Raw genomic sequence first — 25,840 nt, forward strand, 5'->3', positions numbered from 1 at the left:
GTGACTAGTCTCGGCCCGTCACTGCTCATCAGTGATCGGGTTTAGTAGCCCGGAACAATAGGCGCATAGCGATTCCATGCTCATGTTCGGCACTTATTGCCGCATGCAGAATATGGTGGCTGTGCGCGGGGCATCTTCGGATGCACGGTTTTCCTATTGACCGGCCTACTAACCTGCGTACAGCCGCCACCCAATCGTTTAGTAGGCGAGAAGTGACGGCTCCCATGAAGCAATAGGAGCAACACTCATGGACAGATCCGTTCCCGATCCACCCCCCGAAACACCCTCCAACGAAGCCATCACCGACGACCTGCTCAGAGACCGCTCGGCGCTCTACCGCGCCATCGATTTCTACCTCACCGGCGATCAACCCTCACCGCCCGACGAACTGCGTTTCTACAACGTCAGCAAAGACGTGAGCTTCGAAGACACCCAGCTCTACGTCGCCGATCTGCTGCGCTGCGCTTCGGTCACTGCCTATCAGTGCGGCGACCACCTCAAGGGCGCCGACCGGGCCATGGTGTTCTCGGTCTGGCATTTGCTGGAGATCGCCAAGGCAATGATTGATCGATCGATTGAGTGTTTGGGGATGAAACACGGTTGAGCCATTAAAACCGCCATCGCGAGCAGGCTCCCACAGGGAAACGCAATCCAAATGTGGGAGCGAGCCTGCTCGCGATGGGCTGCGCAGCAGCCCCCTACCTGATGGCGTATATTCGACCCATTCCAATTACCTGCGCAGCCCACCATGAAACAGACCCCCGACGACCTCCAGCAAATCACCGCCACCACCCTGGGCCATTACAACTCGGTGGCCGAAGGTTTTCGTGAAGGCACCCGCGATCACGATGTCAGCCAGAACATCGACGCGTTGATGCGGCATATCCAGGGTGAGGCGCCGTTCGACATTCTGGACTTTGGCTGTGGGCCGGGCCGTGATTTGCAGACGTTCACCCGCATGGGGCACAAGGCGGTCGGCCTCGACGGTTCAGAAAAGTTTGCGCAGATGGCGCGCGAGGACAGCGGTTGCGAGGTCTGGCAGCAGGACTTTTTAAAACTCGATCTGCCGGCCGAGCGCTTCGACGGGATCTTCGCCAACGCCGTGCTGTTTCACATCCCGCGTCAGGAATTGCCCCGGGTGTTGAAGCAATTGCGCGAAACGCTGAAACCGGGCGGCGTGCTGTTCAGCTCCAACCCCCGTGGCGAGAACCAGGAAGGCTGGAACGGTCCTCGCTATGGCGCCTATCACGACCTTCAGGCGTGGCAGCAATTGCTGACCGAAGCAGGCTTTGTCGAGCTGGAGCATTACTACCGGCCCGCGGGGCTGCCACGGGAGCAACAGCCATGGTTGGCGAGTGTCTGGCGTAAGCCGGCGTAATCCACGTTGACGCCATCGCGCAGGCCTTCGGCCCCCGGAAATTTGAGTCCGGGAGCAACCATCCGGTATGCATGGCCGGGCTCCGGTGTCAGACAGAATGTCGGCGAATACCCGTCGCCGCTTGTTGTAAAGCAGAGAGCATGAACTCTTGCGAATTTTCAGGTGCTGACGAGGATGGCGATGTCGAACGGGCAATCGATGCGGCGTGTTTGTTCTCGGTAAAACGCTTCAAGGCCGGCAATGTTTTGGGATCACGGGCAGCCCAATATGAGCCCCCTCGCGCAAGCAGTGCGGTGGATCCTGCCATTAACGACACCCACGAAAGGAAACTCTGCGCTGAAGAATCAGGGTCGACTTCTTGAATAACCGCTCGAGTCAGCCCGGCGCCCGCACCGACCACGGCCAATGGTCCTGCCAGCCCACTGGAAAGCGCCCCAACTTTAAGTTTGGCGGATTGACCTGACCTCAAAATGCCTGCCCCCAATGCATTTTTCCCGACCAGAAAAGGCACCGCGGGAAAGAGTGTTATCACCGTCGTGAGCAGGACAACACCGCTAAAAATCATTCCGATCAAATTGGCCTCGGAGACGTTGCCCGTCGGATCACTGAAGTTCACCGGATCCCCCAGACAATACGCATACGAATTCAACCCACCCCGCCCAAACGGACTCAAGCTGTCCGGGCCGTTGAAGCGCATCAGCCGCGTGTTGAACAGACGGTGCCCATTACCCAGCAAATAATGCCCGGTGACCGGATCGAGCGCTTCACCGGCAAACCCCAGGAGGCTGCCTGGACCATGCTCCACCCGACGATGTCCGTAGGGGGCATAAGCCTGGCGCACAAGTCCGCCGGGCTCGGTCACCCGCAAGACAGAGCGCTGTCGATCAGTGGCCAGCAAACCGCTGTTGAAGACATCACCTCGGCGCGATTGCAGCGCCAGCAGTTGCTTGTCGTGCTGAAACACACGCTGACTGGACGTCCCCTGAAGTTCGGTAACCAGATGTTCACGACAGTAAAACCGTTGCAGCGCCTGGGCCTCGGCAGGTTCGATCCCGACCAGCAGATCCAGCGCGTCATACCGATACCGACATTTTTTTAACGTGTTCATCATTCGAACCTCGCAAAACATCAGCTTGCCCTAATCAGGCCACTCAACGTACCTATCAGAACTGTCAGGTCGGCCGTGGCAGGCTGGGCGATATCCACGCAGTTTTTTCAATGGGTGTGCTGCGACGGCTATCGGCAACGGACGCTGGATGAACCGACGTGGTATTGGCCGGATTAGGCGGCGCCCGAAACATCGAATCGCGAGCAGGCTCGCTCCCACATTTGCCGAGGCAACGGAAGACGTCTATTTTCCCTTGCACCGTAGGAAAGATCTTTTTTTCAAATTGCCCCTCCAAGGACGGACCACTTTTGGCCAGACTCCCCGGCCAGCTACTCACAAGGAAGAGAAAATGGCAGACGCAAAAGTGCGCAAGCCGATGAATCCACAGGACATCGTGAAATTATTGGTGGCGTTGCGCAGGGCGTTGAAGGCGAGATCAGCCTGAGGGATCTTGGGCGAATCTGTGGGAGCGAGCCTGCTCGCTCCCACATGAAATGTGCGCAGGCAAAAAAACGCCGACGCTGTATCAGCCGTCGGCGTTTTCAAACCTTGAAGGGGTTTACTGCGTCGATCAGAACGCCGGCAGTACCGCGCCGTTGTATTTCTTCTCGATGAACGCTTTCACTTCCGGACTGGTCAGGGCTTTGGCCAGTTTCTGGATGGCCACGCTGTCCTTGTTGTCCGGACGAGCCACCAGGAAGTTCACGTAAGGCGAATCGGCGCCTTCGATCACCAGGGCGTCTTTAGCCGGGTTCAGGCCCGCTTCCAGCGCGTAGTTGGTGTTGATCATGTCCAGGTCGACCTGATCCAGCACACGCGGCAGCATGGCCGACTCAAGTTCCTTGAACTTGAAGTTGTGCGGGTTCTTGGCGATGTCCTTCGGAGTAGCCACGGCGTTTTTCGGGTCTTTCAACTCGATCAGACCTGCCTTCTGCAGCAGGATCAGGGCACGGCCGCTGTTGCTGCCTTCGTTCGGGATGGCAATGGTCGCGCCGTCCTTCAGCTCAGCCAGGGTTTTGACTTTCTTCGAGTAGCCACCGAACGGTTCGACGTGAACGCCGATCACGGTTTCCAGGTGAGTCCCTTTACCTTCGTTGAAGTTCTTCAGGTACGGCAGGGTCTGGAAGTAGTTGGCGTCCAGACGCTTCTGGTCGACCTGCACGTTCGGCTGAACGTAGTCGGTGAAGACTTTGATTTCCAAGTCCACGCCTTCTTTGGCGAGGGTGGGTTTGATCAGTTCCAGAATCTCGGCGTGTGGAACCGGGGTCGCCGCGACCACCAGTTTCTCGCCCGCCTGGGCCAGGCCAGCAGTCAGGGCAGCCGCCAATGCGGTGAACAACAGAACCTTTTTCATGCAGTGTCCTTATCGACAATCACAGTCGCTTGTGGCGACGGCTTGCTATTGAGGTGCCAGTGAAGTGCTATCGCTGGCGTGAAGCGGACAATACCGGGATTTTTTATTCCAGAACAATATCTTTTATTCACTTTCATATTCCATTTTGTTCATACAGCTCTAGCTCGCACCTTCCCTTGTAGGAGCGAGCCGGCTCCGGGCGGCGTTCCGACGATGGTCGTCAACGATAACGTTGGGCACCTGACACCCCGCGGCGCTCCCAGGTTCATCGCGAGCAGGCTCGCTCCTACAGTTCTAGCCCGCACATTCCCCTGTAGGAGCGAGCCGGCTCGCGATGGTCGTCAACGATAACGTGGGGCACCTGACACCCCGCGGCGCTCTCAGGTTCATCGCGAGCAGGCTCGCTCCTACAGGAGGCCGGTTTGCTTAAGTATTTGTTTCAGGGCGTCTTTTTCGGTGGCTGAACCCTTGGCGAGAATCTGTTGGAGTTGCCGTTCAATTTGCGCCAGCCCTTCATCCGGCAAATTCAGATGCTCGGGCAAAATTTCGTCGCCGGTACTCACCAACAGCGCAAAGTGGATGACGTTTTCCAGCTCTCGGGTATTGCCGGGCCAGGAATGGCGTTCCAGCACCGCTTGCGCGGCCTCGCTGATCAGCGGCACGGGCAGGTCCAGGCGTTGGCTGTAGATGCCGAGGAAGTATTCGGCCAGCGACAGAATATCGCCCACCCGCTCGCGCAAGGCCGGCAGTTCGAGCTGGCCTTCGCTGAGGTAGTGATAGAGCCGTTCATGGAATTTGCCGGCGGCGACCGCTTGGGCCAGGTCGATGCTGGTGGCAGCCACCAGGCGCACGTCCACCGGGCTTGGCTGGTGCGCGCCGACACGGGTCACTTCGTGGTTTTCCAGGGCCGCGAGCAGTTTGATCTGAATCGGCAGCGGCAGGTCGCCAATCTCGTCCAGGTACAAGGTGCCGCCATTGGCCGAGCCGAACCAGCCGGCACGACTGCTGGCCGAGCCGCTGTAACTGCCCGCGGCGTAGCCGAACAATTCCGCGTCAGCGTAGGTCGGACTGATGGCGCCGCAGTTGACCGAAACAAACAACCCGCCGCGATCGCTGGCGCGATGGATGTGCCGCGCCAGCAATTCCTTGCCGCTGCCGGTTTCGCCTCGGATCAGCACCGAGATTGAACGCGGCGCCAGTTGTTCGAGATCCTGGCGCAGTTGCCGTGAGCGCGGATCGACGAACACCAGCGCCTTGGCGCGGATGCTCAGGGGACTTTTTTCAGCATCGGGAAAGGTCAGCAGTGGCTGACCGAAGGTTTCAAAGCTCATGGCAGACTCCCGCCCAAAACCGCCGGGAGACGGGGGCGTTATTTAAAAAAGAAAAAAATAAAGGCTCAGGCGCGACGCAGGGCGTGATGTTCCATGCGGTTTTGCAGACGGTAGAGATAGGCAAACCCCTGCTCCCACCGCTGGTGACCCGACTTCACATTGATGTGCCCGGCACCCGCCAGAATCCCCGCTTCAGCGCCCCAGTTGCGCGCCAGCTCCAGCGCCCGTGGCGCACTGACGGCAGCGTCGTTGTCGGAGCTGACGACCTGGCTGGGAAAGGGCAGAAGATCGCCAGGAATCGGCGCGAAGTTACGCAGGGCCGGTGCGCAGGCCGGACGCTCGACGTCCGCCGGCGCGACCAGCAAGGCGCCACGAACCTGCCGCAGAAACTGCACGGGCGCGGTCGCCGCCCAATGCGCGACGGTGATGCAACCCAGGCTGTGGGCGATCAGGATCACCGGGGTGCTGTCGGCGGCAATCGCCTCGGCCAGCGCCGCGACCCAGTCTTCACGACGTGGCGTCAGCCAATCGGCCTGCTCCACCCGTGCGCTGTTCGGCAGGCTGTTCTGCCAGTGGCTTTGCCAATGATCTTCTGGCGATCCTTGCCAGCCCGGCACAATCAGATAGCGAATGGATTCGTTGCGCATGGGGGAGCTCTCCTGCTGCGTGTCTGTTCCTGATCGAGTATAGGGACGGGATTTATATTCGTTAAGGAATAAGAAGCTATTTATTAAGACCTATATCGAATATACAAGCGATCCTTGTGGGAGCGAGCCTGCACGCGATAGCGGTGCTTCAGACACAGCGATGTCGACTGCCATTCAGCCATCGCGAGCAGGCTCGCTCCCACCGGGGGACTTGTGTGTTTTTGCGGAATAAAAAAGGGGCCGCACCCTGCCAAGGAGACGGCCCCGGAAAATCGTAAATCTGTCAGCGCGCAGTGATCACCGACAACGTGGTGATGCCTGCCCGCTCAATGGACGCCATCATCGGCCTGCAACTGCACCCGCACCTCCGGGTCCTTGGCCTTGGCTGCCTGAAGCTGGAATGCAGAGGAGATGCCTGTGACGTCATGGTGTACGCCTCGTGTAACCATTTCGCGCGAAACAGGTTTCGGTTTCATGAATCTCGATGTCAGCCATCCCGGGAGACGTCACCCCTCGACGCTTCGCGGCGCCCAGGGCACCTCCAGAATGCCCATTGATTGACTCCCTGCGGTCTTTTTGCGAATCGCCCGATACGCCGAGCCAAACTCCCCCGAACGACGTATCAGTGGGTGAATCATTGACCTTGACGCTTATTTCTTAAAGTAATTTTTAACACTAGAAGCAGATCAAAATAGAATATGAAGTTGCAAGGATTGCAACGTACAAACGGCAGGCCTGAGCAATTTCTCGTCAACCGCGTGGTGGTGGTGCCGCGTCCCGGACGGATCAAGCAAGTGGTCGACATAGCCCTGCCCCATCCACCATCGTCCGCGCCCACTCCCACTCCCGCGCCTGGTTAGGGCCAAGCTGGGTGCAAGTGGCAAGGCGTTGTGGCTTTCGGGAAGTAACCATGAGAGCGGCTGAGTGATGAGCATCTATGGCGAGAGAGCTTGTCGAATCGCCGCACCGTCCTGTTGGGCGGTGAAGCGGCCCCGGCATTTCCTCGGCAGTACACTGTATCCAAGCAGGACGACGGATGCGCCGGTGCAGCAATCCAACAAGCCCCCTCCCCCCAGGCAATCACCATCCCCCAAAAATCCTACAGCCCCGGCGCATCTAGATACGGAAGCCTCCTACACCACCCTCGGAAACCTCCTATTTCAACCCTTTTCACCTTCGTGAAAGCTGTCACGCGCTTGAACGAGGGTGGAAAAAATGCCTCCCCGTGCACCTCAAACAGGCCAGGGAGGTCTGAATTTTGCAAATCGCCCCGCGTATTTTCTTCGACCACAGCCGCCACAAACTCCAGGTCCGCGACCTCAAGGCCACCCTCGACGTACTCGCCTTCGAAGGCCAGGAACGCCTGAGCGAGCCCTTCCTTTACACCGTCGAATTCACCAGCAGCGACCTCGACCTCGGCGCCCCGCAACTGCTCGGCCAGGACGCGCGGTTCAGCCTGCACGCGCCGCCGATCAAGCCCTTGCCGGGGTTGAGCCTGCCCGAGGTCAAGCCGTTGCGCACCGTGTTTGGCGTGGTCAGTGGCTTCAAGCGCCTGTCCGCGTCGGTGGACGAAGCGCGTTACGAAATCACCCTGCAACCACGCCTGGCGCTGCTCGATCGCGGCCGGCAGTACCGCATCTACCAGCAGCAATCGGTGCCGGAAATCGTCGAGAGCATCCTGCGCAGCCGCCACGGTTTCCGGGGGCAGGATTTCTTCTTTCGCCTGGTGCGCGAGTACCCCAGGCGCGAGCAGGTGATGCAATACAACGAGAGCGACCTGATGTTCATCAGCCGCCTGCTGGCCGACGTCGGCATCTGGTACCGCTTCACCAGCGACGAGCGCCTGCGCATCGACGTGGTGGAGTTCTGCGACGACCAGCGCGGCTACCAGTTCGATGTGCGCCTGCCGCATCATCCCCCCGCCGGCCTGAGCAGCAGCGACGAGGACGGCGTCTGGGACCTGCAAACCCGCCATCAGGTGGTGGAACGGCAGGTCAACGTCCGCGCCTATCATCACCGCGATGCCCACGCCTACCTCGACGGCGACGTCGACCAGGCCCGTGGCGCCACCACCACTTATGGCGAGGCCTATCACTACGCCGAAGGCTACCGCGAACTGGGCAACGCCTACCTCCAGGACGAAGACCTGCAAAGCGAAAGCGGCTACTTCTACGCACGCCTGCGTCACGAGCGCTACCTCAACGACCAGACCCTGCTCAGCGGCGTCAGCAGCAGCGCCACCCTGGCGCCCGGCCAGGTCCTGAAAATCACCGGCGGCGCGCCCCAGGCCTTCGCCCCCGGTGCGGTCATCACCCGACTGGTCACCCGCGCCGCCCGCGACCGCAGCTTCGAAGCCCGCTTCGAGGCCATGCCCTACGCCGAAACCATCTGCTTTCGGCCGCCGCTGGTGGACAAACCGCAAATCGCCGGCACCGTCCCGGCCCGGGTCACCAACCCCCAGGCCAACGACCCCTACGCCGAAATCGACCTCGAAGGCCGTTACCGGGTCAACTTCCTGTTCGACCGCGACACCTGGAAACCCGGCCAGGAAAGCATGTGGCTGCGCCAAGCACGCGCCTACGCCGGCGACACCCACGGCCTGCACCTGCCGCTGATCGCCGGCACCGAAGTGGCCATCGCCTTCGAACAAGGCGACCCCGACCGCCCCTACATCGCCCACGCCCTGCACGACAACCAGCACCCCGACCCCGTCACCCTGGCCAAGCGCGACTACACCCGCAACGTGCTGCGCACCCCGGCGAACAACAAGCTGCGCATGGAGGATCGGCGCGGGCAGGAGCACGTCAAGCTCAGCACCGAGTATGGCGGCAAGAGCCAGCTGAACCTGGGGCATCTGGTGGATGCGAAGAAGCACAAGCGCGGGGAAGGGTTTGAGCTGAGGACGGATGATTGGGGGGCGATTCGCGGTGGTAAGGGCATTTTTATCAGCGCCGATGGACAGCCCAAGGCGCAAGGCCAAGCACTGGAAATGCAGACCGCCGTGGACCGTCTGCAACAGGCCGGCGAACAACTGCAACAACTCTCGGTCGACGCCCAGGCCGCCAGCGCCGAACCGGCGGACGTGGCCGCGCAACTGCAGCTGCTAAGGCAGGACCTCGAACAGCTCAAGTCCCAAGTGCTGCTGCTCAGCGCCCCCAAAGGCATCGCCCTCACCAGCGGCCAGCACCTGCAACTGGCGGCCCAGCACAACCTGATGCTCAACGCCGGCGGCGAAGCGGACCTCAGCGTGGTCAAGCGCCTGTTCATCGGCGTGGGCCAGGGCTTGAGCCTGTTCGTGCGCAAGCTCGGCATCAAGCTGATCGCCAACCAGGGCGCGGTGCAGATCCAGGCGCAAAACGACAAGTTGGAGTTGATGGCGCGGCATGGTCTGGACATCACCAGCACCGAGGACGAAATCCGCATCACGGCGAAGAAGAAAATCGTTCTGAATGGCGGTGGCAGTTACTTCACGCTGGACGGGGTCGGCATCGAATCGGGTACGGCGGGGGATCACAAGGTTAAGGCCGCGCACTTCGCCTACAGCGGTGCGGCCAAGCAAGAGCTGCAAATGCCGACGCTCTCGCCACTGACCGAGCACGACGCGAAGTCCATGGACCTTACGGATTTCTCTGCCTGATCCCTTTTGCAGAACAAGGAGTGATATTTCAACATGGCCAGTTTGCTTGCCCGACTGTTTGGATTACACGACAACCGCAGGGACGCGCGATGGGATGAGGTGCTGCCGGCACCCGCTCCCCGGCCCGCCCCCGCACCATTGGCTGCGCCTACCAGCGCCGAGCTATTGCCGCCGCTGAAGAACTGGTGCCACCCCTTCAAGGACACACGGCAACCACTGGCGCAACTGACCCACCTGGCCAACGCCAAGGCCGGTTACTACCCCATCGGCCGCAGTGGCCTGTTTCACGGCGGCGTGCATTTCGACAGCGGCACCGGCGTCACTCCGGATAAATCCGTGCACTGTCTGGCCGACGGCGAAGTGGTGGCCTACCGTGTCGACACACAGTCACCGACTACGCGCTACTTCATCAATACCCTCACCGTCGACAAACCCTTCTCGCGCAATTTCGTACTGGTGCGTCACCGGATGCAGCCACCCAGGATCAACGGCAGCCCGGAGACGCCGCCCAGCCTGACCTTCTACAGCCTGTACATGCACCTGCGGGATTGGCAGATGTACCGGAAAGATCCCGCCACGGCGCGCCCGGCGTTCTGGCCCCCGAGCCCGACCCTGCGCGTCAAGCAGACGGCGAATGACGTGCATCCCCGCCACCCCGAGGCGCGTGGCCTGAACGTGCGTCATGCGGACAACCAGGGCCAGATCATCGACCTCCTGCCGCGCGGCGCAGCAGTGACCGTCAGCGGCGCGGGGCGCTACCGCAAGCTGGAAAACAGCCTGGGCCCCGCCGATCTGATCAACGCCGACGGCTCGCTGAAGGGCTACATCGCCGCCAGTGTTCTGCAACCGATGACCGGCAACGAGTACCGCATCCGATCGTCCAGAGCGTCGGTTTACGTGCGTGCCGAACCGGTCAAAACCGGTCAGGAACTCAGAGAGTTACCGACTGGCACGGTCGTCACGGCCATCGGCGAGGGCGAATACCGCAAGCTGGAGCGCGTCAACCAGTACGTGTATTTCGACATGCTCGAAGCCGAACCGGAACCGCTGGCGCTGGCGCTGGATCGCATCGTGGTGCTCGATCAGCCTGTCCCGATCAAGGCCGCCGCGTTGATCGGCCACCTCGGTGAGTATCAGGAAAGCGGCGCAGAACTCCCCGAGGAAAAGCTGCATCTGGAAGTGTTCACCGATGTTGAAGAGATCGATCTATTCCTTAAGGACAGTCGCGCCTGGGCCAAGCGCCTGCCGGAGAAAGATCGAACCTTGCTCAAGTTGGCCAAGGGCACTCCGGTGGTGGCTCATCAGGAGAATGCCACCGCTGCTCAAATGAAAGCGCGCAGTAGCTCCAGCCCACTCAGCGCAGCCGACCTGCTGGTGCCCAAAAGTCTGCTGGATGACCTGCCGCCCGAGCGAAAAATCCACGTACCCGCCGGCGGCAGCCACAACGCCCGCCACTGGTATCGCCTGGACGGGCTGCTGCACGATGCGAACAACAACCTGCTCAATGGCTGGGTGTGCGAAGAGGTGGGTGTCACCCCATGGCTCAGTCCATGGTCGTGGGAGGGGTATGACCTCATCTTCGACTACAACACGTCCAGACACGCCATGGCGTCGTTTTTCAGTGCCGTCGACCGCTTCACGGAAACCCAGCGCGAGCGCTTTCGCGCCATGGCTGAGGAAGACCTTAAGGGGCCAATGAAGAGCCGGCTGTACGACATCATCGACCGCAACCGCGACGGCAAGCTGACCGCCGACGAACTGCAGGCGGCAATGCGCCTGCCAGCCCACGCGCAAGCGATCTCGCAGATGATCCTCTACAAGGAAAGCGAGTGGTTTCACAACACGCAAAAGTGGGATGCACTGGACGAACTGCTCGGCCATAGCGGCTCGACGCCGCACTTGAATTGGGTGGCGGAGAAGCAGCGTATCGAGCAGATGGGGTGGTGGACGGAAGTTGCGAAAAAGTTGGGGTTTTCGTCCTGGGGGAAGGCTTATCACTTTCATCCGGTAGGGTTGTTAAGCAACTTTCCAAGAACAGGCGAGTTAATTAATGTAGATGATTTTCTGCAGCAGTATGAACTTGTGCACACATTTTTCTTGCCTGGCACACCGGCACTTACAGCAGACTCAAGAAAGAATTTAAAAAAATTAGTACGCACTATAAATAACCATTATAAATCCTCGTCTCTTAGTGCAAATATTTACGAGATATCCTACATGCTGGCGACCGTAAGGCATGAAACTTATTACTATCCAACTGGAGAGTTTTTTAGCGAAAAACCGGAGATTGGAGAACTATCCTATTTTAATAAATATGATCCGATTCTTGCGCCAACTGAAAAGCTTCGGATGAGGGCTAGACAGAATGGAAATACCGAGGAGGGTGATGGGTACAAATACAGAGGTCGCGGTTGCGTGCATCTGACATGGAAAAATAATTATCAGAAATTTTCAAGATTACTCGGGTTTGATTTTGTCTCAAATCCTGAGGCTGCAGGAAAATTTGAGTATTCCGTGCCGATAATGATTATTGGCATGAGTAGAGGCTTATTTACGGGGAGAAAAATGGCTGATTACTTAAATAGAAAAGGAATTGATTATTTATCAGCTAGAAAAATCATAAACGGCACTGACAAGCAAGAGTTGCTGGCATCGCACGCAGAAAAATTCGAGTCAATTCTCAAAAAAACTTCTCAACTGTCAGTGGAATTCCACGAATGATACGAAGCGCCTTAGTTTTCATGTCTTTCATCTTTATATTTTTCAATGCGTCCGTGATTGCGGGGGAGTTAATAAATGGATCTGAGGCAGGTAGTATTATATTGCGTGATAGCGGCGGTGAAAAAGTGTACAAAAACATTACTGGAACTGAGTACGAAGTTGATCGGAGTCTGGTCGAAATAAATGGATCTCCTGGGTTGCTCGTTCTGTCTAAGGATACTTTTTACTTTACGCTATTAACAAAAGATCATTCGGTAGTAATTGATTGCGCCTATTCCGACAAGCGCAACAACTATAATGGAGCCAGAATGACTGCCGGAATGTGCGGATTGAACACCATGCTTGATGAAAATTATATTGAGATTGCTGAGAGCAACTCAAATAAATGGTGGTCTTCTATTTATTCTTTCGATACGCGACCGGTATTCAAAGATGGTTTGGCGACCAATTTTTTACTCGGTTCTATTGGCAATATAGAAATTTATGATAGATACGAATCAAGAGAATCCCTAATAAATGCAGCGCCACGAAAATACGTTAAAGGCCCTCTTGGTTGTTACGATTTCGGATCCTCTGTCGTTTTTTTTGTCTTCTCTAAAGAAGACGGGTCAAAGCCTAAATACCTTGACCTTCTTCAGTCTGAAGAGCCTATAAGGCTTCAAAGATTAAAGGAAAAAGATCTGGAAGGATTAGCCATTAAGAAATGTGCGCAGGGAGAGCTTTAGCTACTCCTATTGAGAAAGACAATTCAAAAGAATAATGACATGAACTCAAATAAGTGAGCCGCAAATGCCAATCTCAACATTCAAAACCAGTCATTGATAAACATGGTGGCTTGCAGATAACTACAGATGAATTAAATGACAATCATCTTATAGGCTTGACACTCTACATAGTGGTGATCTCATTTTTTGCACGAATACTGCGATGGGGGGATCCGATTGCAAAGCAATAACTAATGACGCCTATGGGGCTCGGAACTTGGGGGTCGAAAATTATACTAGTGACGATGACTAGAAGCACAGCAGGCCCAGAGAGAAATAGAAAGTTTGGCAACGCAGAGATAGGCGGTGGTTAATTTTATAAGAAGGTGTTTGTGTGCATTGGATATGGAAGAGCAATTTCAAGAAATTTAACACGCTCGGTAAGGTTCTATTGTGCTTATTAATTGTTTTTGTCGCGACTATTCGTGTTTTTGCAAGTAACGAAATCTCGTGGATGAAAAACAAGAGTGGCCAGGTGCATTTTTCAATGACGGACGGAACGGCCTACGACGTGAAGTTACATCTCGGCGTAGACGGTGTGTTCTATGACAAAAGAAAGCACGAACTTGGCGAGAGTGAGTATGTTTCGCTGTTTCAGGTCTCACCCTCTAAGTCTGGAAGTCCGTTAGGGCTTTGTGGCGCAGGAAACGAAATATGGCTTCATGTTTATCGAATAACCGGCACGGCATTGACTGAGATAACCAGGACGCTGGTGAGCAGTTGTTTGCATTCGATTTCAATGGCAAGTCAGAACTCGGGGACGGCGATGCAAGACCAGGACTTCTCTTCGGTGCAGTGGAACTTGCAGGGGTTTTCCATTGAGTGGTTCGAGCAGCGTGATGCGGCTGGGCGCTCATTGCAGTTTTCGAATTTCGTATTGCATGACGGCGTTTTTTTACAGCAAGACGTAGTGAGTCAAGAGCACTCGAATCAGTAATTATCGATTAATAAAAAGGAGCAGGGATATGCAAGGCATCATTCGCGTGGGAGACAAAAATACCGGCGGCGGCACCGTACTGTCGGGCTCATCCGACATGCTGTTTGACGGCATAGGTGTGGCGCGTGAGGGCGATCCCGTGCGCTGCCCGGTTCCGGGTCATGGCCGCACAGTGATCGCCGAGGGGCACCCGGCGTTTCGCGACAATGGCGTGCCGGTCGCGTTCGACGGTCATCGCTGCGCTTGCGGCTACGTGTTGATTTCCTCACTGCCTGTCGCGGGCGCGAACTAGCCATGCCGATCAGACTGGATCAGATCCCTGCGCCGGCGTTACGACCGGCACCTCCTCGTGTGTGGGTTTGGCTAATTCTACTTCCGCTTTTTTTGCTGGTGGGTGTTGGGGTGGCCTGGGTGTTCGCGCCTCCAGCGTGGCGCGAGCAGCCAATGATGTTGTGGGGGGCAGCGTTGGGCGGGCCTTTGGTGGGGTGGTGCTTGCTGGGTTTCGGGCGGACGGCGCTTTACCTGGGTCAACATCGGGTCGCCGATGGCTGGGATGAAGCGCGTCAGGACGATCTGATAAACCAAACCCGGCAAGGGCGACGCTCTCAGCAAATACTGGGCGTGAGTTTATACACCGCGCTTCGAACTCCGGGGTCGCCGCCAACCGGCCAACTCGATGCCTTGCTGGATGGAAACGCTTCGCTTGAGGCTCAACCGGCCAGTCAGGGTGAATTACCCCTGCGACACAGTCGTTTGCCTGGCGACAGGAAAGATCCAGAACTCGCGTTGCTGAGGATGCTGCTGCAGGTACTCGAAGACCTGAGGCAAACCCTGGAGCCGTTACCGGACGCCACGCCGTTGGCATTGTTGCTGGAGGTCGATAGCGGTTTGCCTGACAGCACGTTGCAACGCGTCTGGCGAAAGGCCTGGAGTGAATGCGGCATCCGCCAATCGACGGTCGCCGTCGAGGGCCATGGCCTGGCCGCGGTGGATCAATGGCTCGACCAGCGCATTAACGATCAGGCCCTGCTGATGGTGGTGGCGGCGCAGTTTGCACCGGAACAGGTCGAAGGCACGGCGGAAGCAGCCGTTGGCCTGTTGTTCGGCAACCGCCTGACGCAAACCACCCTGGCGCCGATCGCCTATCTGCATCGCCCTGAGCAGGAGCGCACGCCCACCGGCGCCGATCTGCTTTACGCCGCACGTCAGGCGCTCGACTGGGTGCCGTTGCCTGCGCCGTCGATCGAACAGGTCTGGCGGGTCGGTATCGATGCGCAACGTCGTGCCGACCTGGCAACGGCATCGGCCGACGTTCCTCTGCCAGCCAAGCCCAAGCAGGGCTTGTGCGACCTCGATGACTTGCTGGGCAATCCCGGGAAAGCCTCACCCTGGCTGGCGATCGCCGCCGCGACGCAGACGATTGAACGCAGTGCCGGGGCGCAATTCATTTTCAGCGGGGGCGATGTCGCTGCTGGACTCTGGAGCACGGTGTTAATGCCCGTGTCACCCCTTTCAAAACAGGTATAGCGAATGCAGTTGCGACGCGCGGTAGGATTTTATGGGCTGTTTGGCGTGCTGTTACTCACGGGTGTGGTGTTGGGCGTTTTGGTCTGGTATCACCCTGAATCCTTGGGCATGGCGGCCGGCAGCGTGCGGCAAACCCTCTGGTTTTCCGTGATCTCGGCCACTACCCTGGTGCTGCTGGCGTTCCTGGGGGGGTATTACCTGCTGGGGCGCCCGTTGGGGCGCTCGATCTATCGTCGGCCGGATGCGGATGATGTGCGCCAGCCTGCGCAAACGTCCCCAGACAAATCCGTCGATACGCCGGCAGCGCGAACCTTCGCGGCGATCAAAGCCCGTCAGAGCAAAAACCACGGCCTCTTCTGGCGCCGCAAGACCCGCCTGTTCCTGCTCATCGGCGAACCCGAACAGATCAAGACCATCGCCCCGAACCTGAGCCCGGAGCATTGGCTGCAAGGCCAGCACACCGTGCTGATCTGCGGCGGCAGCGTGCAGGGCAAGCTCGACGATTCGGTCATCGAACTGTGTCGCCGCTTGACCCGCTGGCGCGCCCTCGACGGCGTGGTCTGGGCCTTGAGCCGCGACCAGAGCGCCGATCAGCGAGCCGTCAGCCTCGGCGTGAATCACCTGCAATCCCTCGCCCGTGAGCTGAAATGGCCCTTGCCCCTGCACCTGTGGCAGGTCTGCGACAGTCAGTGGGCGCAGGACGGCCGCCCGGTCCAGCCCGTCGGTTGCCGGCTGCCCACCGCCCTGACACCCGAAGCTCTGGACACGGCGCTGGCCAGCCTGCTCGAACCGCTGCGCCGCGAAGGCCTGGCGCAGATGAACGAGCAGCGCCGGTATGACTTTCTGTTGCGTCTGTCCCGTGATTTGCAAGTCGAGGGCATGGCCCGCTGGCGTCAGGCGCTGACGCCGTTGCTCGGTGTGTTGGCTCAGGAGGTGCCGTTGCGCGGGCTGTGGTTCAGCCTGCCGTTGGCGGGCGGGTCGGATGCTTCCGAGCACCATTGGCCCCTGGAGCCGGCCTGGGAAGGCGTGCTGGGCGACCGGGCGCGCCAACGTCGGCGCCTGGGCTGGAGCGCCCCGCGCGTCGCCTACGTGTTGGTCCTGGGCCTGGCGTTGTTGTGGGGCGCCGGGTTGCTGTTGTCGTTCGTCAGCAACCGCGTGCAGATCGCCCAACTGCACAGCTCGCTGGCGGCGCTGCAGCCGTCGGGCCAGGGCGATGAGCAGTTGCACGCGCTCAACGAACTGGCGCGTGAATTGTCGCGCCTGGATTACCGCGCCGAACACGGCGTGCCGTGGTACCAGCGCTTTGGCCTGAACCAGAACGATGCGCTGCTGACCGCGCTGTGGCCGCGTTACGTCGAGGCCAATCAGCGGCTGCTGCGCGACCCGGCCGTGAGCCAGCTGGAGGCGCAGCTCGACCGCCTGATCAAGCTGCCGGCGGACAGCCCCGAGCGCGCCCGACGTGCCGGTGCGGCCTACGACCAGCTCAAGGCCTACCTGATGCTGGCGCGTCCGGACAAGGCCGACCCGGGTTTTCTCGCCAAGACCTTAATGGCGGTCGAGCCGCCGCGCGGGATTTCGCCGGGGCTCTGGCAGGCGCTGGCGCCGACCTTGTGGCAGTTTTACGCGCAGCAACTGGCCGCCCACCCGGACTGGCGCATCGAGGCCGACCCGAAGCTGGTGGCCCAGGCCCGGCAGGTGCTGCTCGGGCAGTTGGGCCAGCGCAATGCCGAGTCCAGCCTGTACCAGAGCGTCATCGACGCCTCGGCCAATCACTTCCCGGCGTTGAGCCTGCCGCAGATGGTCGGCGATACCGATGCCGCCGCGCTGTTCTCCAGCAAAGCCCAGGTCCCCGGCGTGTTCACCCGTCAAGCCTGGGAAGGCCAGGTGCGCCAGGCCATCGACGAGATCGCCGAGGCGCGCCGCGAAGAAATCGACTGGGTGCTCAGCGACAACCCCACCGACATCGCCGCCGAACTGACCCCGGATGAACTGCGCCAACGCCTGACCGAACGCTATTTCCAGGACTACGCCAACGCCTGGCTGGACTTCCTCAACCGTCTGCGCTGGCGCCAGGTGCAAAGCCTGGGCGAGGTCATCGACCAATTGGCGCTGATGAGCGATGTGCGCCAGTCGCCGCTGATTGCCCTGATGAACACCCTGGCGTATCAGGGCCAGGCCGGCGTGCGCGGTCAGGCGTTCGCCGATTCGCTGGTCAAATCGGCGCAGAAGCTGATCGGGCAGGACAAGGTGCCGGTGATCGACCAGCAGCCGCAGGGCCCGGTCAGTCCACTGGACGCCACCTTCGGGCCGTTGCTGGCGCTGCTGGGCAAGGACGCCGAGAGCCGCAACGACAGCGACCGCCTGAGCCTGCAAGCCTTCCTCAACCGCGTCACCCGGGTGCGCCTGAAACTGCAACAAGTGAGCAACGCCGCCAACCCGCAGGACACGACCCAGGCCTTGGCGCAGAGTGTGTTTCAGGGTCAGAACGTCGACCTCACCGACACCCAGTCCTATGGCAGCCTGGTCGCCGCCAGCCTCGGCGCGGAGTGGGACGGGGTCGGCCAGACCCTGTTCGTGCAACCGCTGGAACAGGCCTGGCAACGGGTCCTGCAACCCTCGGCCGCCGGCCTCAACAGCCAGTGGCAACGGGCGATCGTCGACGACTGGCGCGGCGCCTTCGCCGGCCGCTTCCCCTTCGCCGCGACCCCCAGCGACGCGTCGCTGCCGATGCTGGGGCAAATGATTCGGGCCGACTCCGGGCGCATCGAACAGTTCCTGCAGCAGCAACTGGGCGGGGTGCTGCGCAAGGAAGGCCAGCGTTGGGTGGCCGATACGCGCCATAGCCAGGGCCTGCATTTCAACCCGCAATTTCTCAGCGCGATCAACCAGCTCAGCCACCTGGCCGACGTGCTGTTCACCGACGGCGGCATGGGCCTGAGTTTCGAACTGCGGGCCAAACCGGTGCGCGACCTGGTGCAGACCACCTTCATCCTCAATGGCGACAAACATCACTACTTCAACCAGAAAGAGCGTTGGCAGCGCTTCAGCTGGCCCGGTTTCACCAGCCACCCGGGCACCAGCCTGACCTGGACCAGCGTCGTTGCCGGCGAACGCCTGTTCGGCGACTACCAGGGCACCTGGGGCCTGATCCGCCTGCTGGAACAGGCACGGATCACCGCCCTGAACGACAGCGACAGCCACTACCAGGTGCAACTCAAGGCCCCGGACGGCATCGACCTGACCTGGCACCTGCGCACCGAGCTGGGCGCGGGGCCGATGGCGCTGCTCAAGCTGAGGGGCTTTGAATTGCCGACGCAGGTGTTTGTGGTTGAGGGCACCAAAGTGCGGCCCAATACGAAGAATAAGAAGTCCGGATGAGTGTGCGTGAAATCGCCGACAAGCCGGCTCCTACAGTTGGTTCGGTGTTGAACACAAATCTCGTGTTCAACACCGAACCCTGTAGGAGCCGGCTTGCCAGCGAAAAACCCCTCAGACGCGCGCACCCTCCACAGCCTGCCCCTGAACTTCCTCCTTGCCCACAAACCGGTTCGCCCGCGCAAACGTGCCGAAATCATTGAAGCGCACACCCATTTCCCGCATCACCTTATGCCCCACCGGGACGGTCAGCTGGCGAATGTAGAAGGGTTCCTTCACCACGAAGTGATGGATGCCATGACTGCTGCCGAAGTTGAAGCAGAACGCCTGCAACGGCCACAGCCACCAGGCGTTCAGCACCTGGCATTGCTGCATCACGTTCCCGGGCTCGATGTCGCCGTAGTAGTGCATGTTCGAGCTGATGAAGTGCAGGCAGAACGTGCGCAGCACGTTGGGGCCGATGATCACCACCGCCGCGATGTCGATCACGCTCATCACCGACAGCGTGGTCGCCGACCATTCAATCGGGGTGCCCAGCAGATGCGCGATGCCGTTCGCGGCGTGGAAGCCGAGAAACACATACCACGCCCCCCAATGCACCAGCGCCAGCGGCGCATAGACCTTCAGCGTGCGTTTGATGATGCTGAACTTGTGAGCCCAGGTCTTGGCCCGCAGCATGCGAATAAACGCCGACATGACGTTGTCGCCGACCATGAGCAACCGCGCCAACCCCCAAGGCTCGCCGTTGGTGATGGCGCGTTCTTCCATGTCGGCCTCGGAGCCGGAGACCTTGTGATGGTTGAGGTGCAGGTGACGGCGAATCCATGGATTGATCGTACTCGGCCGTGCCAGCCAGACCAGGCCCATCATCAGGTTGTGCGGCACGCGCTGTTTGCGGAAGTACATGCTATGGATCAGGTCGTGCTCAAGTTCGTGGGTCAACGAGGCGAAGAACGCATTGAGCAGCAGGCATGCCCACCAGGCCATGTGCCCGGTGATGTAGAGCGCTGCGCAGCCGATCATCCCGGCCAGGGCGAAGGCCAGGATGCCCGCGCCCAGCGCGTCCTGATGCTTGAGTATCGGGTAGCGCTGACGCAGTTCGACGCCCTTGGCCAGCACCACTTCGCGAATATGTGCTGATCGCTGAGCCGCATTCAGTCGTCGGGGACTTGCAGAAGTACCGTGCATGCTTCCATCCTCTGGTTATTGATGTTCGCATGCTGCCTTGTGATCCTGCACAACGCGGTAGCCGTGAACGCCAACCTGTTGACCGGAAGCGCCAATCAGCATGACTGAACCGACCTCCCTCGCCAGTTGGACCCGCGCCCTGCGCAAGCAACTCGACGCCCTGGGCCTCGACAGCGCCGCCCTGTGCCACCAGGCCGGGCTCGATCCGCAGTTGATGGACGACCCGAACGCCCGATACCCGTTGTCCGGCACCACGCGACTGTGGGAGCTGGCGGTGCAGGCCAGCGGCGACCCGGCGATTGGCCTGCGCGTCTCACGCTTCGTCAGCCCCACGACCTTTCACGCGCTCGGTTATGCGCTGGTGGCCAGCGGCAGTTTGCGCGAAGTGTTCGAGCGCATCGTGCGTTATCACCAGGTGGTCAGTGATGCCCTGGAACTGGAACTGACCCGCGGCGAGGATCGCTACCGCTTCCACCTGAAAGTTCCGATCGGCAATCCAGCCCCGGCCTACGAGGCCATCGATGCGTTCATGGCGATTTACGTGCGTACCTGTCGCAATCGCCTGGGACGCGACTATGCCCCGCTGGCGGTTTACCTGCGTCGGCCGGAACCTGAAGACTCGCATCAATGGCACAAAGTCTTCCGCTCGCCCGTGTACTTCGGCGCCGACGAAGACCGACTGGAATTCGCCCTCGTTGACTTCGACAGTCACCTGGACGACGCCAACCCGGAGCTGGCCGAACACAACGAAACCGTGCTCAAGCGAACGCTCGCGCAGCTCAAACCGCTGACCTGGGAACGCAAAGTGCGTGATGCCATTGAAGAGCAGTTACCCGAAGGCGAACCCAGCGCCGAACATATCGCCAAAGCCCTGCACTTGAGCCTGCGCAGCTTGCAACGGCACTTGGCGGATGAGGGTTGCCGGTTTGACACGCTGCTCAATGAAAGCCGCGAGAATCTGGCGTTGCTGCACCTGCGTGATCCCCAGGTTTCGCTGAGCGAGATCAGTTATTTGCTTGGGTTTGCCGATACCAGCAGTTTCAGCCGCGCATTCAAGCGCTGGACCGGGATGACACCGGGGCAGTTTCGGGATGAGTTGCGCTGAGCGATTCGCGATGGAAGGTTGTCTGTTCCGGCCTCATCGCGAGCAGGCTCGCTCCCACAGGTTTTTGATGTGTTTGCTCCCACAGGTTTTTGATGTGTTTGAAAATGTTGTGTTCAACACCGTCCACTGTGGGAGCGAGCTTGTTCCCACAGGTTTTTGGTGTGTTTGAAGATGTTGTGTTCAACACCGTCCACTGTGGGAGCGAGCCTGCTCGCGATGGCGGTGGCTCAAACGCCACAAAAACCACTACCGCCCCTGACCCCGCCGCAACAACTTGCGCACCCGCGCCACCAGCTCACTCACGGCGAACGGCTTGAGCAGGTAGTCATCTTCATGCAGCTCCAGCCCGCGCAGGCGATCCTCGATGCCATCCCTGGTGGTGAGGAACAGTACTGGCGTTTCACCGAGCTTGCGGATCTGTTGCAGCAACTGCCAGCCATTGAGCCCCGGCAGCATGACGTCGAGGATGATCAGCTCGTATTCGCCGGACTCGATGAAGCGCCGGCCATCCATCCCGTTGACCGCCACATCCACCGCATAACTGGCCTCGCTCAGGCCATTGGCCAGGCGTTTGGCGGTCTCGGGTTCGTCTTCCACTAACAGCACACGCATGGCACACCTCGATTGTCGTCTTCACAGGCTAGGCGTGTTCGGGGATAAAGCCCACCTTTAAAAGATCGCCAGCGCCCGCAACCGTTCGATATCGAGGATTTCGATCTCACCGTAGCCCAGACTCAAAATCCCCTGCCCTTGCAGATCCTTGAGCATTTGATTGGTGGTCTGGCGCGACAACGACAACATTGACGCAAGCTGTTCCTGCGGCAGTTGCAGGACCAGGCGCGGCGGGTCGATCTCGCCATAGCCGTGGGCGATCATCAGCAAGCGATGGGCCAGCCGTGTCGGGGCAGGCATCAGGCTCAGCTGTTCGAGGTGAATGAAGGTCAGGCGCAGTTTCTGGCTCATGAGCAAGGCCAGTTGCCGCCAGTACTGCGGTTGTTCGTCGAGCAATATCAGCAGCGCCGTTTGCGGGATGTGCAACAGGGTGCAGTTGCCCAGGCCGTACGCATCGTGGGTGCGCGCCTGGCCATCGAACAGACAGATCTCACCGAACCAGTGCGGCGCCTCCACCAGACTGAGCAACGCTTCCTTGCCTTGCTCGCTGACCGCGCCAATGCGCACGGCACCTTCGAGCACCGCGTACAGACCGCAGGGCGGATCACCACGCTTGAACAAGCGCTGGCCGGGCGACAGGCGCCGAACCCTGGCGGCGGCCAGCAGACTATCCTGAAAGGAAACAGGCAAATGACTGAACCACTGACCGTGCATCAAGCGTGGACGCCAGACCTGCATATCCATGAAAACTCCTAGAGATTGTCGCCTGGCTGACAGAGTGAGAAATGGCCCCGGGGCAAGATCAATCACCCTACAGGAGGAATAACAATGAAAAGCCTCGTTGACCATCTCAGTCAATACGCCACTTACCACCGTGACCCGCGCAACATCGCCACCCACTTCATCGGCATTCCGCTGATTGTGGTCGCGGTGGCGATCCTGCTGTCTCGTCCGCAATGGGCCGGGGGCTGGTTTTCTCCGGCGGTGCTGGTGTCACTGCTTTCGGCGTGGTTTTACCTGCGCCTGGAATTGCGCCTTGGCGTGCTGATGACGGTATTGCTGGGGCTGTGTACCTGGGCCGGGCATGCGCTGGCGCAGCAAAGCACAGGCGTCTGGCTCGCCACCGGCATCGGTATGTTTGTGGTGGGTTGGGCGATTCAGTTTGTCGGCCATCACTACGAGGGGCGCAAACCGGCGTTCGTCGATGACGTGACAGGGTTGATTGTCGGGCCGCTGTTTGTGGTGGCGGAACTGGCGTTCCTGCTGGGGATGCGCCATGAGCTGAAAGAGCAGATCGAAGCGCGGGCGGGGGGTGTGCGGGTCAATCCGAAGCGTGCGGCTGTTTAGATCGCAATCGCGAGCAGGCTCGCTCCCACAGGGTTCGGTGTCGGTCACAGATTTTGTGCTCAACACCGATCCATTGTGGGAGCGAGCCTGCTCGCGATGCTCTTGCTTTAGAGGTTGGCGACCTTCTGCCAGACCTTCGGTTTGAAGAACAACGTCTCGCCCTTCGCCAGCCCAATCAGGCTGTCGTGGTCCTTCACCACTTCGGCTTCGATCAGATCGCTCTGCCCTTCGACCTTCAGGGTCACCCGAGTCGTCGCACCCAATGGACGGATATCGCGCACCTCGGCGGCATGGTGATCTTCCAGTTCATGCCGCGACAGCGACACTTCATGCGGGCGGAACAGCACGTGATTGTCTTCGCCCAGATGCAGACGGTTCGAATCACCGAGAAAGTGATAAACGAAATCGCTGGCCGGGTTTTCGTAGACGTCGCCCGGTGAGCCGATCTGCTCGATCACGCCTTTGTTCATCACCACGATGCGGTCGGCGACTTCCATTGCTTCTTCCTGGTCGTGGGTCACGAACACCGACGTCAGGTTGATGTCTTCGTGCAGGCGCGCCAGCCAGCGGCGCAGCTCTTTACGGACCTTGGCGTCGAGGGCGCCGAACGGCTCGTCGAGCAGCAGCACCTTCGGTTCCACCGCGAGGGCACGGGCCAGGGCGATCCGCTGACGCTGGCCACCGGACAGTTGTTCCGGGTAGCGATCCGACAGCCAATCGAGCTGCACCATGTTCAACAGTTCGTGGACCTTGGTCGCGATCTGGCTTTCGCTCGGGCGCTGGTTCTTGGGCTTCATGCGCAGGCCGAACGCGACGTTGTCGAACACCGTCATGTGGCGGAACAAGGCGTAGTGCTGGAACACGAAACCGACGTTGCGATCACGCACGTCATGACCGGAAACGTCCTCGCCGTGGAACACGATGTTGCCCTGGTCCGGGGTTTCCAGGCCGGCGATGATCCGCAGCAGCGTGGTCTTGCCGCAGCCGGACGGGCCGAGCAGCGCCACCAGTTCACCGCTCTGGATGTCCAGGCTGATGTTGTCCAGCGCCTTGAACGCATTGAAATTCTTGCTGACGTTACGCACTTCGATCGACATGAATTATTCCTCCGCGGCGCTGGCGCGCAGGCGGTTAATACGGTTTTCGCTCCACTGCTTGAGCAGCAGGATGAAGAGCGCCAGGATCAGCAACAGGCTCGCCACAGCGAACGCGGCCACGTGGTTGTATTCGTTGTAGAGGATCTCGACGTGCAGCGGCAAGGTGTTGGTCACCCCGCGAATGTGCCCGGACACCACCGACACCGCACCGAATTCACCCATGGCCCGCGCGGTACACAGCACCACGCCGTAGATCAGGCCCCATTTGATGTTCGGCACCGTGACGTGCCAGAACATCTGCCAGCCATTGGCCCCGAGCAAACGTGCGGCCTCTTCTTCCTGGGTGCCCTGCTCCTGCATCAGCGGGATCAGCTCGCGCGCCACGAACGGCACAGTGACGAAAATCGTCGCCAGCACGATGCCCGGCAAGGCGAAGACAATCTGGATGTCGTGATCCTGCAACCACGGGCCGAACAGCCCTTGGGCGCCGAACATCAGCACGTAGACCAGACCGGCGATCACCGGCGACACCGAGAACGGCAGGTCGATCAGCGTGACCAGCATGCTCTTGCCACGGAACGAATACTTGCTCACACACCAGGCCGCGCTGACACCGAACACCAGGTTCAGCGGCACCGAAATGAGCACGGCGATCACCGTGAGTTTCAGCGCGGACAAGGCGTCGGGCTCAAAAATCGCGGTGAAGAAAGCACCCAGGCCATTCTTCAGACCCTGGGACACCACGATGAACAGCGGCAGTAGCAGGAACAGCGTAAAGACCAGCCAGCCAAGGCCGATCAGGATTCGCCGCGAAGTCGCACTGCCACGACGGGCTGCGTTCGAAGAAGCGGCAGCAATGGACGATTGGGACATGTGTGCGCCTCCTTATGGGGTTTCGATGCGTCGCTGCAACAGGTTGATCAGCAGCAACAGGACGAAGGAAACCACCAGCATCAATACGCCAATGGAGGTAGCGCCGGTGTAATCGTACTGGTCGAGCTTGACCATGATCAGCAGCGGCAGGATTTCGGTTTTCATCGGCATGTTGCCGGCGATGAAAATCACCGAACCGTACTCGCCGACCCCACGGGCAAAGGCCAGGGCAAAACCGGTGAGCCAGGCAGGAAGCAGTGCCGGCAACAGGATATGGCGGAAAACCTGTAACGGTTTTGCCCCCAGGCACGCCGCCGCTTCTTCCACTTCACGAGGGATATCGGCCAGTACAGGTTGTACGGTACGTACCACGAATGGAAGTGTCACAAAAGTGAGGGCAAGGGTGATGCCGAGGGGGGTATAGGCGATCTTGAACCCCAGATCCGCTGCGAACTGACCCACCAGACCGGTGGGGGTGTACAACGCGGTCAACGCAATACCGGCCACGGCCGTGGGCAATGCAAACGGCAAGTCGATCATTGCATCGATGACTTTGCGCCCGGGGAAGGTATAGCGCACCAGCACCCAGGCCAGCAGCGTGCCGATGACGCCGTTGATAATCGCGGCGTACAGCGCGGTGCCGAAGCTGAGCTTCAACGCCGACAGCACCCGTGGCGCAGAGATGATTGCCCAGAACTGATCCCAGGTGAGTTGAGCGGCATGCACGAACATCGCCGCCAGTGGTATGAGCACAATCAGGCTGAGGTACACCAAGGTGTAGCCCAGCGTCAGCCCGAAGCCGGGTATGACGGGGGAGATACGACGCGACATAAAAGTCC

The 25,840-nt window shown here is 59.7% G+C and carries 21 protein-coding genes and 2 pseudogenes; 12 read left to right on the forward strand and 11 right to left on the reverse strand.

What is annotated here, in order from left to right:
- Positions 1-247 precede the first annotated feature (247 nt).
- The gene (locus JQF37_RS11555) at positions 248-604 is read left to right on the forward strand and encodes a hypothetical protein (protein ID WP_130208389.1); all 357 of its coding nucleotides are present in this window, start codon (positions 248-250) and stop codon (positions 602-604) included.
- 144 nt (positions 605-748) lie between these two features.
- A complete protein-coding gene (locus tag JQF37_RS11560; RefSeq protein WP_130208387.1) occupies positions 749-1,378 on the forward strand; it encodes a class I SAM-dependent methyltransferase in 630 nt (209 codons plus the stop codon).
- Between the two features lie 88 nt (positions 1,379-1,466).
- Here JQF37_RS11560 and JQF37_RS11565 read toward each other — a convergent pair whose 3' ends face one another.
- Both JQF37_RS11565 and JQF37_RS11570 read right to left on the reverse strand, forming a co-directional pair.
- Positions 1,467-2,486 carry an RHS repeat-associated core domain-containing protein gene (locus JQF37_RS11565; protein ID WP_223272687.1) on the reverse strand — a complete coding sequence of 340 codons (1,020 nt, stop codon included), beginning with the start codon at positions 2,484-2,486 and terminating at the stop codon, positions 1,467-1,469.
- Between the two features lie 571 nt (positions 2,487-3,057).
- Entirely contained in the window at positions 3,058-3,840 is a 783-nt protein-coding gene (locus tag JQF37_RS11570; protein WP_047536151.1) for a MetQ/NlpA family ABC transporter substrate-binding protein, read from the reverse strand.
- Between the two features lie 334 nt (positions 3,841-4,174).
- Between JQF37_RS11570 and JQF37_RS31815 the strand changes: the two are divergent.
- A pseudogene (locus JQF37_RS31815) lies at positions 4,175-4,252 on the forward strand (outer membrane lipoprotein carrier protein LolA); the annotation flags it as partial.
- On the opposite strand, the gene JQF37_RS11575 reads toward JQF37_RS31815, so the two are convergent.
- The 3 genes and pseudogenes from JQF37_RS11575 to JQF37_RS11585 all read right to left on the reverse strand — a co-directional run.
- Positions 4,248-5,171, reverse strand: a complete 924-nt coding sequence (locus JQF37_RS11575; RefSeq protein ID WP_130211638.1) for a sigma 54-interacting transcriptional regulator — start codon at positions 5,169-5,171, stop codon at positions 4,248-4,250. The pseudogene JQF37_RS31815 and the gene JQF37_RS11575 sit on opposite strands and share 5 nt — an antisense overlap.
- Positions 5,172-5,236: 65 nt before the next feature.
- Positions 5,237-5,818, reverse strand: coding sequence for an alpha/beta hydrolase (locus JQF37_RS11580; protein ID WP_047536146.1), 582 nt, complete (start codon positions 5,816-5,818; stop codon positions 5,237-5,239).
- A 283-nt stretch (positions 5,819-6,101) separates the two neighbouring features.
- Positions 6,102-6,213: pseudogene (locus JQF37_RS11585) on the reverse strand (biopolymer transporter ExbD); the annotation flags it as partial.
- Between the two features lie 863 nt (positions 6,214-7,076).
- On the opposite strand from JQF37_RS11585, the gene vgrG reads away from it, so the two are divergent.
- From vgrG to JQF37_RS11620, 7 genes are all read left to right on the forward strand, one after another.
- Complete coding sequence (gene vgrG / locus JQF37_RS11590) at positions 7,077-9,455, forward strand: type VI secretion system tip protein VgrG (protein WP_130210773.1); 2,379 nt, start codon at positions 7,077-7,079, stop codon at positions 9,453-9,455.
- Between the two features lie 33 nt (positions 9,456-9,488).
- Complete coding sequence (locus JQF37_RS11595; RefSeq protein WP_130210775.1) at positions 9,489-12,176, forward strand: hypothetical protein; 2,688 nt, start codon at positions 9,489-9,491, stop codon at positions 12,174-12,176.
- A gap of 20 nt (positions 12,177-12,196) precedes the next feature.
- Complete coding sequence (locus JQF37_RS11600; protein WP_130210777.1) at positions 12,197-12,901, forward strand: hypothetical protein; 705 nt, start codon at positions 12,197-12,199, stop codon at positions 12,899-12,901.
- 493 nt (positions 12,902-13,394) lie between these two features.
- Positions 13,395-13,877: a hypothetical protein gene (locus tag JQF37_RS11605; RefSeq protein ID WP_130210779.1), complete on the forward strand. Its 483-nt coding sequence runs from the start codon at positions 13,395-13,397 to the stop codon at positions 13,875-13,877.
- Positions 13,878-13,905: 28 nt separating this feature from the next.
- Complete coding sequence (locus tag JQF37_RS11610; RefSeq protein WP_130210781.1) at positions 13,906-14,169, forward strand: PAAR domain-containing protein; 264 nt, start codon at positions 13,906-13,908, stop codon at positions 14,167-14,169.
- A 119-nt stretch (positions 14,170-14,288) separates the two neighbouring features.
- On the forward strand, positions 14,289-15,404 hold the full coding sequence (locus tag JQF37_RS11615) for a hypothetical protein (RefSeq protein ID WP_321197715.1): 1,116 nt from the start codon (positions 14,289-14,291) through the stop codon (positions 15,402-15,404).
- Positions 15,405-15,407: 3 nt separating this feature from the next.
- The gene (locus JQF37_RS11620) at positions 15,408-18,782 is read left to right on the forward strand and encodes an ImcF-related family protein (protein ID WP_204149655.1); all 3,375 of its coding nucleotides are present in this window, start codon (positions 15,408-15,410) and stop codon (positions 18,780-18,782) included.
- Between the two features lie 111 nt (positions 18,783-18,893).
- Here JQF37_RS11620 and JQF37_RS11625 read toward each other — a convergent pair whose 3' ends face one another.
- Positions 18,894-19,967 carry a fatty acid desaturase gene (locus JQF37_RS11625; protein ID WP_130210787.1) on the reverse strand — a complete coding sequence of 358 codons (1,074 nt, stop codon included), beginning with the start codon at positions 19,965-19,967 and terminating at the stop codon, positions 18,894-18,896.
- Between the two features lie 100 nt (positions 19,968-20,067).
- Here JQF37_RS11625 and JQF37_RS11630 point away from each other — a divergent pair, with 100 nt between their 5' ends.
- Positions 20,068-21,072: an AraC family transcriptional regulator gene (locus JQF37_RS11630; protein WP_130210789.1), complete on the forward strand. Its 1,005-nt coding sequence runs from the start codon at positions 20,068-20,070 to the stop codon at positions 21,070-21,072.
- 246 nt (positions 21,073-21,318) lie between these two features.
- On the opposite strand, the gene JQF37_RS11635 is transcribed toward JQF37_RS11630, so the two are convergent.
- Positions 21,319-21,684 carry a response regulator gene (locus tag JQF37_RS11635; RefSeq protein ID WP_130210791.1) on the reverse strand — a complete coding sequence of 122 codons (366 nt, stop codon included), beginning with the start codon at positions 21,682-21,684 and terminating at the stop codon, positions 21,319-21,321.
- Positions 21,685-21,741: 57 nt separating this feature from the next.
- Positions 21,742-22,428 carry a Crp/Fnr family transcriptional regulator gene (locus tag JQF37_RS11640; protein ID WP_130210793.1) on the reverse strand — a complete coding sequence of 229 codons (687 nt, stop codon included), beginning with the start codon at positions 22,426-22,428 and terminating at the stop codon, positions 21,742-21,744.
- Positions 22,429-22,512: 84 nt separating this feature from the next.
- Here JQF37_RS11640 and JQF37_RS11645 point away from each other — a divergent pair, with 84 nt between their 5' ends.
- Positions 22,513-23,031 (forward strand): Mpo1-like protein, encoded by a 519-nt coding sequence (locus JQF37_RS11645; protein ID WP_130210795.1) that lies wholly within the window; start codon positions 22,513-22,515, stop codon positions 23,029-23,031.
- A gap of 107 nt (positions 23,032-23,138) precedes the next feature.
- On the opposite strand, the gene JQF37_RS11650 is transcribed toward JQF37_RS11645, so the two are convergent.
- Genes JQF37_RS11650 through cysT form a run of 3 tightly spaced genes read right to left on the reverse strand, consistent with a single transcriptional unit; the run spans position 23,139 to position 25,832 of the window.
- On the reverse strand, positions 23,139-24,128 hold the full coding sequence (locus JQF37_RS11650; protein WP_090327770.1) for a sulfate ABC transporter ATP-binding protein: 990 nt from the start codon (positions 24,126-24,128) through the stop codon (positions 23,139-23,141).
- 3 nt (positions 24,129-24,131) lie between these two features.
- On the reverse strand, positions 24,132-25,001 hold the full coding sequence (gene cysW / locus JQF37_RS11655) for a sulfate ABC transporter permease subunit CysW (RefSeq protein ID WP_047536084.1): 870 nt from the start codon (positions 24,999-25,001) through the stop codon (positions 24,132-24,134).
- A 12-nt stretch (positions 25,002-25,013) separates the two neighbouring features.
- Complete coding sequence (gene cysT / locus JQF37_RS11660; protein ID WP_130210797.1) at positions 25,014-25,832, reverse strand: sulfate ABC transporter permease subunit CysT; 819 nt, start codon at positions 25,830-25,832, stop codon at positions 25,014-25,016.
- Positions 25,833-25,840: the final 8 nt, after the last annotated feature.

It is taken from the genome of Pseudomonas sp. MIL9 (assembly GCF_016887925.1).
GTDB lineage: Bacteria > Pseudomonadota > Gammaproteobacteria > Pseudomonadales > Pseudomonadaceae > Aquipseudomonas > Aquipseudomonas mohnii.

Excerpts from the sequence above, each read along its gene's own strand:
- cysT (WP_130210797.1), bottom strand. The coding sequence starts at position 25,832 with ATGTCGCGTCGTATCTCCCCCGTCATACCCGGCTTCGGGCTGACGCTG.
- JQF37_RS11555 (WP_130208389.1), top strand. The coding sequence starts at position 248 with ATGGACAGATCCGTTCCCGATCCACCCCCCGAAACACCCTCCAACGAA.
- JQF37_RS11570 (WP_047536151.1), bottom strand. The coding sequence starts at position 3,840 with ATGAAAAAGGTTCTGTTGTTCACCGCATTGGCGGCTGCCCTGACTGCT.
- JQF37_RS11640 (WP_130210793.1), bottom strand. The coding sequence starts at position 22,428 with ATGGATATGCAGGTCTGGCGTCCACGCTTGATGCACGGTCAGTGGTTC.
- JQF37_RS11625 (WP_130210787.1), bottom strand. The coding sequence starts at position 19,967 with ATGCACGGTACTTCTGCAAGTCCCCGACGACTGAATGCGGCTCAGCGA.
- JQF37_RS11605 (WP_130210779.1), top strand. The coding sequence starts at position 13,395 with ATGAAAAACAAGAGTGGCCAGGTGCATTTTTCAATGACGGACGGAACG.
- cysW (WP_047536084.1), bottom strand. The coding sequence starts at position 25,001 with ATGTCCCAATCGTCCATTGCTGCCGCTTCTTCGAACGCAGCCCGTCGT.
- JQF37_RS11600 (WP_130210777.1), top strand. The coding sequence starts at position 12,197 with ATGTCTTTCATCTTTATATTTTTCAATGCGTCCGTGATTGCGGGGGAG.
- JQF37_RS11645 (WP_130210795.1), top strand. The coding sequence starts at position 22,513 with ATGAAAAGCCTCGTTGACCATCTCAGTCAATACGCCACTTACCACCGT.
- JQF37_RS11580 (WP_047536146.1), bottom strand. The coding sequence starts at position 5,818 with ATGCGCAACGAATCCATTCGCTATCTGATTGTGCCGGGCTGGCAAGGA.
- JQF37_RS11610 (WP_130210781.1), top strand. The coding sequence starts at position 13,906 with ATGCAAGGCATCATTCGCGTGGGAGACAAAAATACCGGCGGCGGCACC.
- JQF37_RS11595 (WP_130210775.1), top strand. The coding sequence starts at position 9,489 with ATGGCCAGTTTGCTTGCCCGACTGTTTGGATTACACGACAACCGCAGG.
- JQF37_RS11575 (WP_130211638.1), bottom strand. The coding sequence starts at position 5,171 with ATGAGCTTTGAAACCTTCGGTCAGCCACTGCTGACCTTTCCCGATGCT.
- JQF37_RS11565 (WP_223272687.1), bottom strand. The coding sequence starts at position 2,486 with ATGAACACGTTAAAAAAATGTCGGTATCGGTATGACGCGCTGGATCTG.
- JQF37_RS11560 (WP_130208387.1), top strand. The coding sequence starts at position 749 with ATGAAACAGACCCCCGACGACCTCCAGCAAATCACCGCCACCACCCTG.
- JQF37_RS11620 (WP_204149655.1), top strand. The coding sequence starts at position 15,408 with ATGCAGTTGCGACGCGCGGTAGGATTTTATGGGCTGTTTGGCGTGCTG.
- JQF37_RS11635 (WP_130210791.1), bottom strand. The coding sequence starts at position 21,684 with ATGCGTGTGCTGTTAGTGGAAGACGAACCCGAGACCGCCAAACGCCTG.
- JQF37_RS11630 (WP_130210789.1), top strand. The coding sequence starts at position 20,068 with ATGACTGAACCGACCTCCCTCGCCAGTTGGACCCGCGCCCTGCGCAAG.
- JQF37_RS11650 (WP_090327770.1), bottom strand. The coding sequence starts at position 24,128 with ATGTCGATCGAAGTGCGTAACGTCAGCAAGAATTTCAATGCGTTCAAG.